This is a genomic window from Duganella qianjiadongensis, from assembly GCF_009857915.1.
GTDB lineage: Bacteria > Pseudomonadota > Gammaproteobacteria > Burkholderiales > Burkholderiaceae_D > Rugamonas > Rugamonas qianjiadongensis.
In genome coordinates this window covers 1-14,977 of the sequence record NZ_WWCM01000034.1, presented here as the reverse complement: position 1 = coordinate 14,977, position 14,977 = coordinate 1, and the positions used below count along the sequence as shown (strand labels likewise).

The window sequence follows — 14,977 nt, the reverse complement described above, 5'->3', positions numbered from 1 at the left end:
CGCGTCACCCAAAAGACGAGAGTAAACGCGAAAAGTCGGCAGTTTACAAGGGCAGATGCGAAAATTGACCAGCTAAGCCGGTTTCAGCTCGGGCGAGGCTCCGGCTGGACTTGTGTATAAGGGCATGGGTTTAAGCCATTGATTTTGGCTCGATATCGACACACTAAAATATCATCAAATGAATTGGGAATAATGGATTTTAAATGACAGGCGGCTTACGCCCCAGACTGTGTGAAACCGCGTCCGAAATGTAAACGAGATTCTTGCTGACGCGTTAATAGCTCATCTGATGCCATCAGGAGAGCAGGATGAAGCGCTTTGTTGAAGGAACCGACCGCAGCCAGAGTGTTCTCTTTCCTGAGCATCTGGACGATTATGTTGCAGAAGACAATATCGTTCGGATTGTGGAAGCATTCATCGAGGCGCTTGACCTCAAGGCGCTTGGCTTTGCTGGCGCAGAGCCCGCACGAACGGGGCGGCCGTCCTATCATCCTGCAGTTCTGCTTGGGATTTACATCTACGGTTACCTCAATCGCATCCAGTCCAGCCGGCGCCTGGAACGCGAGGCCCAGCGCAATGTCGAATTGATGTGGCTCACCGGCAGGCTATCGCCGGACTTCAAAACCATCGCTGATTTTCGCAAGGATAACGGCCCTGCTATCTGCAAAGTATGCCGTCAATTCGTTCAGATATGCCGTCGGCTTGATGTTTTCTCCGACAGCAGCGTGGCAATCGATGGCAGTAAGTTCAAAGCGGTAAATAATCGCGACCGTAACTTCACCAACAACAAGCTCGAAGCACGTCTGGAACAGCTGGATGAAAGCATCAAGCGCTACATGGACGAGCTTGACCGCGCCGACCGCGATCCTGCGCTTGTGCCTGGTATTCGCGTAACGCGCATCAAAGAAAAAATCGCAGGTCTGAAAGAACAGATCGAAAGCCTGGGTGAACTCGACAAGCAATTAAAACAGACGCCAGATCAGCAGATCTCGCTGACTGATCCTGATGCACGTTCGATGTCGACCAGCGGACGAGGCACAGCCACTGTCGGATACAACGTGCAATCTGCCGTCGATACCAAGCACTACTTGATCGTGGCGCATGAAGTCACCAACATAGGAAATGATCGCGCCCAGCTTGCCTTAATGGCCAAGCAAGCTAACGAGGTGCTCGGCAAGGAGCATCTGGAAGTTTATGCCGATCGTGGTTATTACAGCGGCCCCGAAATTTTGGTGTGCGAGGAATCGGGCATGGTGCCGTTAGTGCCTAAGCCACTCACTTCGGGCAATCGTGCAAAGGGTCTCTTCGACAAACGCGACTTCCGATATCTGCCCGAAAGCGATGAGTTCCGATGTCCTGCCGGAGAACGGGCAATTCGACGATGCAGCACAGTTGAAAAAGGGCTGCTGTTTTATAAATACTGGTCGTCAGCTTGTCCCAAATGTCCAATCAAATCTCAATGCACAACGGGGACAAATCGACGCATCTCCCGCTGGGAGCATGAAGATGCCTTGGATCGGATGAGCAAGCGGTTGGCTGAGCGCGGAGACATAGCGAGAATCAGACGACAAACTGTCGAACATCCCTTTGGCACGCTCAAAGCTTGGATGGGAGCGACGCATTTCCTAACTCGAACTTTGCCGCACGTGAAAACAGAGATGAGCTTACATGTTCTCGCCTACAACTTGAAACGCATGGTGAACATCATGGGGCATCAGGGGCTGAAAGCGGCGCTGCTGGGGGCGTGAGCCCATTTTAAAATTTTGCTCATGCCAGAAAAAATCAGCACTTGCACGGCGCTGCCGCTCGCCGCGCAGAAACTCGGGTTTTCACACAGTCTGGCACCCCATTGCGGACCTTCGTCTAAATAGGTGAATCATCAATTTTTAATGTTCTCTATTCAAAGGCACAATAAGACACTGCTTTGCTAGCGAATGTACAAAGGTCTTGAGATAGTGATATTGCCCCCGTATGATCGGCGGGAATATCTATTATCTCTTCCGCAGTGTGAGATTCAGTCTACGAGCACCAATAATGCATCCGGTTACGCCCGTTAATAATCCGCCTAGACTCAGCGTAATTAAAAGGATGTCCCATGCGGGACGATTTTCTAGCAATGGAAGCCAATCCCAACTATGCAACATTGAGAATAGCCAACGACTAAAACGTTGGCGACGATCTAACTCGCTTATAACTTGGCCAGTATGCGGATCCAAATAGACCCAACTTCTATAGGCATCGTCGTATTCCAAACGTACGATAGGTAACGGTTTGATTCGGTCACCATAGAGGCTGTGGGCGTCACGGTTGTAATAGTAAAAATCATATTCCGTTTGCCATGTTACGGCCCTCACCGGTGACAATAACAAACTCCGAGCAGCTTCAAGCAACTGGTCTTGGTTCAGCGCCATTTGATACGCACTGGCGCTATCAAGAATTACTGGGGCGTCTGTCTCTGCCTGTGCCAATACGATAGTTTGCCCCACTACCCGTTGCCATCGAAGCTCACGTATCTTGGCGCCAGCAATCCGTAATAGCAATGCAGGTGCCGCATCGCTTTCTGTCAAATATAATCCGTCGCCTCTAAGCGCCTGTTGCTGTAAGGGTGCGCGTCCACTATTAAATATGTGCCAAGGATTCATAGACATCAGTCCGCTGAACGACCATGTCACGACAATCAACGCAAAACTCAGACCGCCCAGATGGTGCCAGCGCATCGCTCCATTCTGGTACGGCGAAGTGTTGCCGTTGCGATATCGCTGGCGCCAACGCCAACGCAGAATCCCTATCCAAGCACCTGAAATCCCAGCTACGCTACAAGCTATTGCAAGGCTATCCAGCAAGAACGACCAATACGGTTGAAATACATTGCCGCGTAATGGGTACAGCCAGTGTATCCACGCGCCGACGTAATTCCAGCAACGCTCGCTGCGGGCTGCGTCGCGCACGACTTCGCCTGTCTGTCCTGAAATGTACAGTAATGTCCTGTCCACATCATCTAACAGTACTCGGTGTAGCGGTCGATGGCGATCAAGGCTTCTTGTGTGCGTAAAGGCATCCTCTTGAACTTGATCAAGATACTGCAATTCTATATGTCTGCCAGCATACGTTTGTGCGCTGGCCACAGCGTGTGCCGCATCAACCGGCGGCAACCTCATTCCACTCTGCGCATCGATTACGATCACAGCTGGCATTGTAGTTTGCACCGTATTGTTCACGCTGGCAGGCTGTGCCAGATACACGGGACGTGCACCACTTGCTTGTGCCAGCCTTAACTCCCGCAGCGGACCGAATACGCCTGCCCGCTGCAACGCTGTGGCAGGAGCCAGCATTGGAATAGTAGAGTCGAGTACAGGTAAATGTTGCAAACGCTCCACCTCCGTCAGTTTGGGGTAGCCCACGTACATCATCACTATGCCGGAGCAAAACCATAATACGCAGAATATCCCCAGTACTATTCCTACCCAACGATGGAGTAAGAATAGCACCCGCTTTGCTGGAAGCTTCACAGACTAAAATTTGCAGCCAGATACAAGGCCCTACTATCGCCCGGGGAATGCCGAGTCTGGTCATTGAGCCAGACATACTCGTAGTACCGGTTGAATAGATTCTTCACTTGTAGGTCAAGACTCAGCTTGGTGTTCACTCGATAACTTGCACTAGCATTTAACAGCGCATACGCACCATACTTATTGCCGACATTCGCCGTGGTCAAATAGTAGCTGCCTTGTCCATTAGCCCAAGTCGAAAGTTTCCACGCAGGATTAAGCTGCAATTCATAGCCGGCGGAGAATAAGTTGCGTGGTAGGTGGTCTATCTCATTGCCGAGTGTGGCCGGCGCAGCTGGATCTGGACGAACAATACGAGAACGTTGCAACGAATAACTTAGCCATGCATTTGCTCCGTTGTTCGTTCGTGCATTCAATTGCAAATCTATCCCCTCGCGTCGAGTACTGCCCACGTTCTCTGATCCCCCTGCAGGGTCATTCAGGCGGCGCTTCACCTCGTCAGAGGCATCTTGCCGCCACATCGCAAAACGACCGTTGACCCAATCAAGTGGCGCAAACTTGATGCCGTTTTCCCAGCCTTGATTGACCGATGGCCGCACACTGCTTCCAGCGGACTGATAGGCTGCCGCACCCGCACCTATCTGGAAGGTTTTTCCCCAGTTGGCGTAAATACTTGCCGCGCTAGATAAGGCGTACACGGCGCTTAATTTAGGTTGCTTGATAATGCCGTAGTCCTGAATCGCATATTGCACGTTCTTGGATGTATCTTTGAACTCACCCTCAACTTGATCGATGCGATAGCCTGGAATGAGCTTAAAGCCTTGAAACGGCTGCAAAACCGCCTGCACATACGCACCATAGTTATCGAAGCGGAAGTGCTGGTCGCGTGTGGTCACCACCCTCACTTTGTTATTAGTACTATAGCGAGGACTAGCGTCATGCTGATGCTCAGCGTTCACACCTGCTTCAATCGACACGTCACGCAGCAATGCATACGTAATGCCAAAGGGACGATATGTCGCGCTGGCTAGTAAGCCTGTATGGATCTCGTCGATTATCCGCTCCTGTTGAGAGCTTGTAATTGCATAACGCAACCATCGCTGATCCTCCACGCTGTTACGATAGATCTTAGCCGCCAATGATAATCCCTCTGATAACTCTTGGCTAACATGTGCACTGATCTGGCTCATCTGGCGGTTGCCTCCGGTTGCCTGAGCATAGGCATAAGACGCCGTAGGGTCGCTGCGTGCATCTTTGACTTCAAGATAACCGGGCTCTTCCCCATTACCTTCGGTGCGGCGAATGCTGAAGCCAGAGCGTGTGCGACTATCGTCGCTGGTGTATGTCCATTTCCCGCTGACAGTAAATTTATCGAACTCTGCATTGCTGCGGTAGCCATTCGACTTTTGATAGCCCACAAAATAATTTTGTGCCCAATTCCGACTTTCCATACCCTGCGCAAATTGCAACTCTCTCGTCGCGAAACTACCGTAACTGACGCGGGCCACAGTTTCATTACCACCTAGACGCGTATTGATATTTGCATTGCCCGCGATGTTATGTAGACCAAAGCGGGGGTCATTGGTACCGCGCACTACTTCAATACTATTAATCTCTAACGGAAAGAGCATATCGAGGAAAGGCATACCGCCAGCATTGTCATTGCTAGGTATGCCATCAATCAGCAGTTTCACCGCGTTGACTTCACCCTCACCGTTAAAGCCACGGAAAGAAAGCTTACCCGACTCATTACCTTGTCGAAATTGGGTCAACATCACACCAGGTGTTCGGGTGAACAATTCCCATGCATGTTGCACTTGCTGTTCTTCGATCAGTTCAGCACCTAAAACATCCACCGAGCTCAGTACGCTACGCGCGGAAAGTGGCCCGGATCGTTGACCTTTGATGTCAACTCGCCCAACATACAGAGTTGCATCATCAGTTTGTTCTTGAGCATTGGCGAAGGCGGTAGCTCCTAGTAGTGCAGGTAGCAAAATAGCGGATAGATAGGCGCAATAACAATAGCTTTTCGTAAGCGTACGGGGATAGGTAACGGAGTGCATAAATATAGTGCTTTGAGATATGAATTCATCACGCTGCTTTGCCTGCGCAAGGAGAGCAGCGTGACCAAGTTATAGAGGGTGTATTGAGTGCCTATAGTTGCCGACATCAAACAGCAGTGAGCGGAATTAATAGCTGATCGAAATGCCGATATTCACCGAGCGCCCCATAGCACGCAGAGGCCGAGGCGCATTTGTCATATTGGCAGAAACGTATTCCAATCCGCCCAGAGGCAAATCGTATTGACGATTAAATATGTTATCTACGCCAGCATCAAATTTGACTGAACTATTGAGCTTGTAGCTAGTGCGATAGTTCGCGACCGAATACCCCGCCGTACCTTGCTCGGCGCGGACAGCATTCAACTTGTCCTTCGCCCCGACGAACACGGCCTCCAGCGTGTTGGACCAGGAGCCAAGCGTATGGTCAATGATCAGCCGGGAATTTAATGGCATGATGTTGTAGAGATTTTCACCATTGGTAGTCTTCCCTCGTGTGTAGCTCAAAGAAGCTCGCATGGTCCATTCACCATAAGCTTTGCCGAGCAGCTTCTTCCCCGAAATATCGACGCCGTACAGGTAAGCATTCTGATTGGCAAACGTCAGGGATTGACGCCCCAATATTCCGCTCATGTTGTACGGGTTGGCTGACGTATTCGAAACTGCATTGATGTAGTCTTTCACATATGTATAGAAAGGCGACATTTTCACTTGCCAGTCCCGAAGTTCGGCATCATGCCAATCAACGTTTGCTTTGAAACTGTAGGCCACTTCCGGTTTGAGATTCAAGTTGCCAACATACGAATTCAAGTCACCAAACCAGTTATTCATGAGTCCAGCCATCATGGCTTCGTTGGACCACGTATAGCGCTCATGCATATTCGGTGAACGGGTCTTACGTGAGAAACCACTATCGTAGGTTTCACTGGAGCTGTTCAGGTAGCGAGCAGAAGCCGTCAAGTCCCAATTTACATCATTTCGCTTGTGGTTCTTGGCGTTAAACGTTGCACTATCTGTCTGATAAGCATCGCCAAATGGCGCGTTGGCTTCATGGTAGCCTTGCACCTTACCCGTACTCATCGCCACTCGTTCAACTCGCGCGCCAAGTTGGGTCGATAGTTCTTTGCTTAACCTCGTATCTAGTTCGGAGAAGAGCGCTATCCGGTCTCGCCGTCCGCCGTTGACATTCCAAAAGGTATTTGGCGACATTCCCATCGACCCAACAAGTGGAGGCCACCAGTCATTCAACGTGTAACGATGAAACTCATGCCCAAAGCGGACAATCTGGCTTTCGTTTAGCGGCGCTGCAGCGATGATTGAGTAGCCAAGATCCACCGCATCGGTATCCATGGGCATATAGGAGTCCGCAATGGGGAAGCCTGCCGCAGCAGCTTTATCTGAAAGTACATCCATCTTATGGCGCACATGCTGACGGAAAGCGCGAGCATCTACGGTCCCCCAGTGAAAGCTTCCTGCGTAGCTAGCATTGATGGAAAAACTCTTGTTTGAGGTCATATCCATCGATTGATTCGGATAGCCTTGAAAGGGAATATCTTGCCAGCCGAGAGCAATCGTCCACAAATCCTGGCCTGACACCGTGGCAAATTTCAGTGTATTGTTACGTACCTTGTAGCGACTTGCCGCCACTTCCTTTCCTTTGCCATCCTTGTAATTCCCCGCATCTACCGTATTCCCCGTGTAGCCTATGCTGAAATTCTCAGTCGCAGCATTCGCCTGGAGGCTCACTCCATTGACGTCCCCATTGCTTCGTTCAAACGCTGTGAAATTGCCAGTGGTCTTAATTCCTTCATTCTCTTTGGCAAACACGGGCGGCGTTGACTTGACTGCTATTGCACCGCCAATACTGTCTCCGCCTTGGCTAACAGGAACAATGCCTGCGTACACATTGACTTGGCTGAGTGCCGCCGGGTCAATATACGACAGTGCTGGATTCATGTGATTGGGACACGCAGATGTGATACTCATACCATCAACGGTAATTTTCAGACGGTCGTCGGCCAAGCCATTGATTGCTGGCAGGCTAGAAACACCACCGCCAGAATACAGGCTGATCCCTGGGACGCCGTCTAATAGCGTAGCTGTGTCATTGGTAGCGAAACGGCGAGACGACAAATTTTTGCCGTCTATGACCAAACCGAATTCGGATGCTTTTTCACCAATGACGGTGACTGTCGGCAGTTGGGGAAGTGGCTTTGCCTCTTGTGCCCAAGCACTAGAACACAAGGCAACTCCAATTGCCGTGTTCAACACTGAACGAGAAGGTATAAAAGCACTCGAATTACTATTTTTCATATAGATACTCCTTAGATGTTTTGAGAATTTCTGAATTTCATACGCATCTTTATTTGCCGTATGTGGCTAGGCATGCAATCTTTTCCAATCAGGTAATCGCCCATTGTTCATTGCCTTGCGGCTTACCTACGAGAGCCATCGTGCCCCTTCTGGGCCGCTTCTCTTCCCGCAGAAAGCCACTTGCGCGAAAACCTGTGATGATGCGAGAAACGGTTTCCGGCGCGGCATTGATAATGCTGGCGATATTCACCAAGCTAGGAATAGTGGTGACTTCGACTTCATCCCGCTGTTTGTCATTGCCGTTCGCGACAAGTAACAACAAGCGACGGACGCGCTCGTCTACCGTCCCGATGCGTAGACTCGCTGTTTCACGGCAACGTTGATAGTTACAGAGCGTGGAGTCTCGAAACAGACTGGCCAGGTGGACGTCATCCCTAACCGTAAATGGCGTCAAATAGGCGCTGGTAATTGCCTTCACGATATCGTCCTGGGCGGCTTCAGCGATGCGTTCGATACCCAAGATGTCGCCGGGTAACGCTAATCGAACGAAGTGCAAGGCCTCATCTGCCATTTGGCGATCAATGCGCAAGACTCCTTTGCTAACGCACCATAGACTATTTTTCTGTGAGCGCTGCATTTGTTCACGCGGGCGTAAATGCAACGAAGCTTTATAGATATTTATGCTTTGCATCTTTTCCTCCTGTTACTGCTTTTTCCATTTGTCTAGCTAGCAGGAATGTCTTGTTTCGCTATAGCGAACTTAGCGGCGAGACTCTGCCTGACTAAGAGTCAATGGGAAATAAGACTACGTTGGTGTACGTCTTCGAGAGTTACAGAGGTATGCGGATATCCCACAGGTCGAATACGGTAAATTGGCACAAACGGGTGCAACAGAGCACCTGCGATGCCAGTAGTAGACGAGTGCTGTTGATATTCGAGGACATTCGGCCTCTGAACCTATCGAATCCATGCCTCGGCGAGAATGCCGAGACGACAAATCACAATGGATCAGGCCAGAATAGGCGGGGCGCGTGACTGAGCCGGTGCCCAGACAAATTGGGCTCGCGGTGCTTGTAGGAGTAGACGGGGAACAAATGCAAGTCGGATGATATGGTCGATCAGTGCTACTTGTGGAGGGGAAGGCAAAGCAAGATCTATATGCAATGCACAGTATGGACAGTTCATTGCAGCGCGGGATTCGGTAGGTTGATCACCATCGGTGTTGGCGACAACCCGCACGAGTTTACTACCAACTACGCTACAGACCTCTACCCAATCACTCTTAGTGCTTATGCGCGATATAGTAGGCGCCAGCACCGACAGTAACATCGCCAGTGCCGCGAGCCAGAGTGCAAAGCGAAAAATTGTGCTGCGAATGATCATACTCGGAAGTCTAGCATGAATGTAACGCAATAAATACGTAGTGATTGACACTCACAATCAAAGAGTCGAACGAAGGGGGACGTTGAATAGCACTTCTTTGCAGAGCATGAGTATTCTCATCAAGCCGGACACTCATTCTCATCTCAATCCGGACAGCCGATGGCACTTGAAGTCGGACAACTGTTGGCATCGCAAGCCGGACAGCAACTCTCCTGTACGGACACCCCACGTAGCAAATGATTCGGAGGGCAGGCCTCCTCATCGAATTGTGAAAATGTGTGATATTTCCATTTCAGCAAGCTGGTATCCTGCTGCGTTAGGCCGAGATCGGCCAAATGCACCCACTGGCCAATGACTGCAATTTGGTTAAAGCTTTCTCGATTCCATTGGTTATCCCGCTTCGTTCCGCTTCGTTGACCGACCGCTACGGCAGCCGTTGCATCATCAACACGGCCATCGTTTTAGCAGCGCTCGACTTCGCCCTCATGCCTTGGTCTTCGGCCTCACTGGCGACTGCCTTGCTTGCCGTCGTCGTGTGGGGCCTGTGCGGCTGGGGGCTGTTGGTGCCTCAGCAGCACCGGCTGATCAGCCTGTCGCCGGCCTCGTCACCACTTCTATTGGGGCTGAACTCCGCGGCAGTCTATGTCGGTGTGTCGGTGTCCGGCATCATCGGCGTCGTCGCCATGACCTGGCTGGACAGATATGCACTCGGCCTTGTTGGGGCTGTGTTCATCGCGGCCGCACTTCTAGTCGCGGAATGGGCACGGCTGCGCATCTCTTTCCGTGGTGAAGTCATTCCCGCGTCCTGATTCGATCTTTTTTAACCCAAGTACGCCTATGAAAACTCCCCCTACTCAACCAGCGTGCGAGTTGGTTCAGGCCAGAAGACTAACTAAATCAAAGCGCGCCTGGGTACGTTAGACCACTACATGTTCTATTCGATAGACTGCCGAAAACATGGAGTGAATTGCAATTTTGAAGGCGTGGTCTACACTGCGCCAACGCACTGGTTCAGGACACCCGTTTACCGTTACGCACCCGCGTCACGCCGGTCTGCGTTGCCGCCGGTTGCGCCGCACGCCGCTGCGCCGCGCTAGCATCTTCTTCCAGTAGTCCCTGCCCGTAGGCCGCCAGTGCCTGTATTACGGGAATAATCCGCATGCCCTGTTCGCTCAGCGCGTATTCCGTCGTGGGCGGCACCGTGGCGTATTCGGTGCGCAGCACCAGTCCCTGCTGCTCCAGCAGTTTCAGACGCGCCGACAGCAGACGCGGGCTGATGCCCGCCAGACTGCGCTGCAACTCCGAATAGCGTCTGGTGCCGCCGAGCAGATCGCGCAGTACCAGCGTGGTCCATTTGCCATCGAACACCCGGGTTGCGCGCTGCACCGGACAATCACCGGCACATAGGGCCGCATCCACCATTTTGCTCATAACTTCCCTTTTGGTTACTACTTCCGGAGGAAAAGCTTAGACCATAACATCCGCCTACCGCAAATTTTCCCAAGGTCTCTACGATGTTTTCACTATTCCTGCGTGTCGTCGGCGCCATCCAGTTGTTACTGGGCCTGTGCTATCTATTCATGCCCGCGAACTTCCTACAGCAGATGGGCCATTCGGCCGCAGCGCCCGATCTGTATTATCCGCTGGCCATGCTGGCGGCACGTTTCATCGCCTACGGCATCGGCTTCATGCTGATCAGCCGTAACGCACGCGAACACGCGCTGTGGGTATTGCTGATGGTGCTGATCCAGCTAATTGATCTGGCCGCAGGTGTGTTCTACACCATCAGCGGCATCGTCCCCCTGCAGCTCTCGGCCTTCCCCATGTTTAACGCACTGTGGATAGGCGTCTGCTGCGCTGTGTGGTATCGCCGGAACGCCGCATGAAATACCTGTCTGCCCTGAAAGCATGGCTGCATCTGCTGGGCCTGCTCACCTCACCTCCTGCACTGTTCCGTCACCTGCACGGTCTGTACTGGTACCGCAGTGCGCTCATGGCCACGCTGCCACGCACCGCTGCCCACCTGGCCGGTGTGACAGCACTGGAAATCGGCTGTGCTACCGGTGAGTTCTGCGGCGTGATGGTGACGCTGGGCGCCAGTGTACACGGGGTCGATCGCAGCGCCAGCATGGTGCAACAGGCTAGCGCACGTCACGCCGAAGCCCGCTTCACGGTGGCCGATGCCAGCGCGCTACCGTATCCGGATGCCGGCTTCGACATCGTACTGGCTGCCTCGCTGCTGAATGTGGTTGCCGATCCGGTCGCCGTGCTGCGTGAAATGGCACGCGTCTGCCGCCACGGCGGTGCATTAGCGCTGCTGGTGCCGGCGCGCGACTTCACTACCCGTCAGGCGCGCCAGTGGATCGCACGGCAAGGCATGCGCGCCCATGATGCGGCGGCCTATCTGCTATGGCACTGGCTGGCCAGAAAAGTCAGCGACGCCGAACTGAACGGCTGGCTGCAGCAAGCCGGCCTGGCCGGTGCACGCGTAGTCAGCCAGCAACTGATGGGCGGGCTGGCTACAGCACTGCACGTCTATCCGCCTGCGTCGCAAGCGTAGTGAAGTTGTCCGCACAGCGCCAGCACGCCGGCTACCGGCACAGCGCTAGCGTCATGTTGGGCGGCTTGACTGCCCTGTTATTGCTGTGCGGGGCTAGCAAAGCTGCCGACGAGACAGCTTACCCCGCCGCCGCTAGGATTTTCCGCAACCATGACACTGAACGCGTCAGCCAGCCGCTGAGCAGTGTGCTGCGCTGGCGATGGCAGCGCTGGCGCGACCAACTACCGGTGCCGGCCGTCAACCCACCAGCGAGCGCCCGCCCCGATCTGGCGCGCCTGCACGCCTACGCGCAACAGACTGGCGCGGATCAGCCCAGCCTGAGCTGGATCGGCCATGCCAGCGTGCTGATACAGGCTGGCGGCCTGTCCATACTGACCGATCCGATCTTCAGCGAGCGGGCCTCGCCGGTGCAGTTTGCCGGTCCGCGCCGGCTGCAGCCGCCCGGCATTGCATTGGACGAGCTACCGCCCATCGATGTGGTGCTGATTTCGCATAACCATCCGGATCACCTCGACCAGCACAGCGTGCTCGCGCTACAGCAGCAGGCCGCTGCGCGCGGCCGCACTATCCTGTTCCTCGTGCCGCTGGGCGTGCGCGCCGTGCTGCGCGACTGGGGCATCACGCAGGTGCAGGAACTCGACTGGTGGCACAGTGTGAGCGTCAGCACCACCACCTTCCTTCTCACACCGACCCAGCACTGGTCGGCGCGCGGGCTATGCGACGAGAACCGTACGCTGTGGGGCGGCTGGGCCGTATTCGGGCCCACCCTGCGCTGGTATTTCGCCGGCGACAGCGGCTATAGCCGCGACTTCCTCCGCACCCGCGAACACTTCCGGGCACGACTGGGCGAGCAGGGCTTCGATCTGGCCCTGCTGCCAATCGGCGCCTATGCGCCACGCTGGTTCATGCAGGGCCAGCATGTCGATCCGGCCGAAGCTGTGCAGATCCACCTTGATCTGGCCGCGCGCCGCAGTATCGGCATCCACTGGGGCACGTTTGCACTGGGCGATGAAGCCGCCGACCAGCCGCCTCGCGACCTGCTGCAGGCGCGCGAGCGGGCCGGCCTCACGCCGGCCCAGTTCGACACCATCGCGATCGGCGCCACCATCACCCTTGATCCGCACCAAGCCCCTGAATAATCCGGTGCCATTGCCGCCTATCCCATGTCTATTCCAGCCATCGTTCATTATCAGCTTACCGCTACCACGCGCGCCCGTCTGGTGCGCGATTTCGGCGCCAGCTACACCATGCTGCAAGCCGAGAACCTGCAGCAGATCGTCGACTTCGCCGGCACGGGGCGAGTGGCTCTATTCCTACTGGGACTCGAGGGCGGCATGCCCGCCGTCCGGGCTGCCACCACGCTGGTCATGCACTGGCAATTACCGCCGGCCGCCCTATTCATACTGGCCGCGCAGGCGCAGGTACGGCAGGAGATCGCCCTATTCCGGCTCGGTGTCGCCGATTACGTGGCAGCCGGCCAGGCCTGGCCAGCCATCAGCGCACGCATCGCCGCGCGGCTGAAGACGCGCAGTTGCGCACTCCGTTGCCGCGCACAGGATATGGCGCTGCAGCCGCACCAGCTCAACTATCTGCACCACTACGATCTGCTCACCGGCCTGCCCAATGCAGCTCAGTTCATCGACCAGCTCGCGCGCCTGATGCAGGCTGCAGCGGGCCGGCAGGTGGCCGTGCTGGTTGCCTGTCTCGCGCATTTTCGCGACATCAATCAGGTGTGGGGACGTGCCAGCGGCGATCAGGTGCTGCAACTGGTGGCGCAACGCCTGCGGCGGGGTTTCGGTGCCAGCGTGGCGCTAGCCCGCGTGTCGGGCCATAGCTACGCCATCGCCATGGAGTGCAGCCAGCCGCAGCAACTGATCCGGTTACGTGCAACGCTGTCCACGCTGCTGGAGCAGCCTATCGAGCTTGAACGCATGCGCTTGCAGCCGGCCTCGCTGATCGGCTGCGCCATGGGCAGTGCGTCGGTGACGCCAGCCGAAACACTGCTGCGCAACGCCGAAGCCGCGCTGCAGCATGTGCAGTGCAGCGGCGAGCAGTTCGCGCTGCACACACCGGCCCTGCATGCGGGCGTGGTGGCGCGACTGGCGATGGAAAATCTGCTGCGCTCGGCGCTGACGCTGCAGCAATTGCTGTTCTATTTCCAGCCTCAGATCGATCTGCTCTCGGGCCACATCGTCGGCGCCGAAGCGCTGCTACGCTGGCAGCATCCCGAACGGGGTCTGATCGGCCCGGCCGAATTCATCCCGCTGGCAGAACAGACCCGTCTCATCCTGCCGATCGGCCAGTGGGTGATCGATGCCGTCTGTGCCCAGCAGGCGCAGTGGAAAGCGCTGGGCCTCCCTATCGTCCCTGTAGCACTCAACTTATCGGCACTGCAGTTCCGCAGCGGCGCACTGCTGGCCGACATCGAACAGGCACTCGCGCGCCACGGACTGGCGCCGTCCAGCATCGAACTGGAACTGACGGAAACCATGGTGATGCAGGATCCGGTAGCGGCCGCGACCACCATGCAGGCCTTGCGCGCTGCCGGCCTGTCGCTGGCACTCGACGATTTCGGTACCGGCTATTCCTCGCTCGCCTACCTCAAGCGTTTTCCGTTCAGTAGCGTGAAAATGGACCGCGCTTTCGTCACCGACATCGCCACCGGACGGGTGGATGCGGCGATCGCCCGCGCCATCATCGGCATGGGCCATAGTCTGAGACTGACGGTGATTGCGGAAGGGGTGGAAACCCGCGAACAATTGCAGCTATTGCGTGACAGCGGCTGCGATCAGGTGCAGGGCTATTATTACAGCCAGCCCGTGCCCGCCACGGTGTTTGCCCGCATGCTCGAACACGGGCTTAAAGCTCCCACCTGATGGCCTGCGCGGGCGCTTAAGCCACCATATTGATTTCATCTGCAAGCATTGGGTTTTCGTCACCTCGCAAGCCCGGATGGACGTTGTCATTTTCAGCAATGAGATGCCTTGGCACATTGTTTTTATTCAGTGACATAGCCGTCTGCTCTTGGCCCAGACCGTGTAAAAACGTAAAACCGTGTAAACGAAACCTGCCCTGTAAACGTTGAACCAGTATCTCATGACCACGGGTGTCAAATGAAGCGCTTTATCGAAGGCGAGAATCGTGAACAAGGC

Annotated in this window: 12 protein-coding genes; 6 read left to right on the top strand and 6 right to left on the bottom strand. The window is 54.8% G+C overall.

What is annotated here, in order from left to right; genetic code table 11:
* Positions 1-308: 308 nt before the first annotated feature.
* Positions 309-1,748 carry an IS1182 family transposase gene (locus tag GTP27_RS22700; protein ID WP_161041370.1) on the top strand — a complete coding sequence of 480 codons (1,440 nt, stop codon included), beginning with the start codon at positions 309-311 and terminating at the stop codon, positions 1,746-1,748.
* A 243-nt stretch (positions 1,749-1,991) separates the two neighbouring features.
* Here GTP27_RS22700 and GTP27_RS22695 read toward each other — a convergent pair whose 3' ends face one another.
* The 5 genes from GTP27_RS22695 to GTP27_RS24305 all read right to left on the bottom strand — a co-directional run bounded on the left by GTP27_RS22695 (position 1,992) and on the right by GTP27_RS24305 (position 9,265).
* Entirely contained in the window at positions 1,992-3,488 is a 1,497-nt protein-coding gene (locus GTP27_RS22695) for a PepSY domain-containing protein (protein ID WP_371865984.1), read from the bottom strand.
* Between the two features lie 17 nt (positions 3,489-3,505).
* The gene (locus GTP27_RS22690; RefSeq protein WP_161041368.1) at positions 3,506-5,572 is read right to left on the bottom strand and encodes a TonB-dependent receptor; all 2,067 of its coding nucleotides are present in this window, start codon (positions 5,570-5,572) and stop codon (positions 3,506-3,508) included.
* 126 nt (positions 5,573-5,698) lie between these two features.
* Positions 5,699-7,882: a TonB-dependent receptor gene (locus GTP27_RS22685; RefSeq protein WP_161041367.1), complete on the bottom strand. Its 2,184-nt coding sequence runs from the start codon at positions 7,880-7,882 to the stop codon at positions 5,699-5,701.
* Positions 7,883-7,970: 88 nt separating this feature from the next.
* Positions 7,971-8,573, bottom strand: a complete 603-nt coding sequence (locus tag GTP27_RS22680; RefSeq protein WP_161041366.1) for a cyclic nucleotide-binding domain-containing protein — start codon at positions 8,571-8,573, stop codon at positions 7,971-7,973.
* Between the two features lie 317 nt (positions 8,574-8,890).
* Complete coding sequence (locus tag GTP27_RS24305; protein WP_161041365.1) at positions 8,891-9,265, bottom strand: DUF2946 domain-containing protein; 375 nt, start codon at positions 9,263-9,265, stop codon at positions 8,891-8,893.
* Positions 9,266-9,600: 335 nt separating this feature from the next.
* On the opposite strand from GTP27_RS24305, the gene GTP27_RS22670 reads away from it, so the two are divergent.
* Positions 9,601-10,074, top strand: coding sequence for an MFS transporter (locus GTP27_RS22670; protein ID WP_161041364.1), 474 nt, complete (start codon positions 9,601-9,603; stop codon positions 10,072-10,074).
* 202 nt (positions 10,075-10,276) lie between these two features.
* Here GTP27_RS22670 and GTP27_RS22665 read toward each other — a convergent pair whose 3' ends face one another.
* Complete coding sequence (locus tag GTP27_RS22665; protein ID WP_202417018.1) at positions 10,277-10,696, bottom strand: winged helix-turn-helix transcriptional regulator; 420 nt, start codon at positions 10,694-10,696, stop codon at positions 10,277-10,279.
* Between the two features lie 83 nt (positions 10,697-10,779).
* Between GTP27_RS22665 and GTP27_RS22660 the strand changes: the two genes are divergently transcribed.
* Genes GTP27_RS22660 through GTP27_RS22645 form a run of 4 tightly spaced genes read left to right on the top strand, consistent with a single transcriptional unit; the run spans position 10,780 to position 14,701 of the window.
* Positions 10,780-11,151, top strand: coding sequence for a hypothetical protein (locus GTP27_RS22660; RefSeq protein ID WP_161041363.1), 372 nt, complete (start codon positions 10,780-10,782; stop codon positions 11,149-11,151).
* The gene (locus GTP27_RS22655; protein WP_161041362.1) at positions 11,148-11,825 is read left to right on the top strand and encodes a class I SAM-dependent methyltransferase; all 678 of its coding nucleotides are present in this window, start codon (positions 11,148-11,150) and stop codon (positions 11,823-11,825) included. Before GTP27_RS22660 ends, GTP27_RS22655 begins: the two co-directional genes overlap by 4 nt.
* Positions 11,825-12,964, top strand: coding sequence for an MBL fold metallo-hydrolase (locus GTP27_RS22650; RefSeq protein ID WP_161041361.1), 1,140 nt, complete (start codon positions 11,825-11,827; stop codon positions 12,962-12,964). The genes GTP27_RS22655 and GTP27_RS22650 overlap by 1 nt, the downstream gene beginning before the upstream one ends.
* Before the next feature lie 24 nt (positions 12,965-12,988).
* A complete protein-coding gene (locus tag GTP27_RS22645; protein WP_161041360.1) occupies positions 12,989-14,701 on the top strand; it encodes a putative bifunctional diguanylate cyclase/phosphodiesterase in 1,713 nt (570 codons plus the stop codon).
* Positions 14,702-14,977 lie beyond the last annotated feature (276 nt).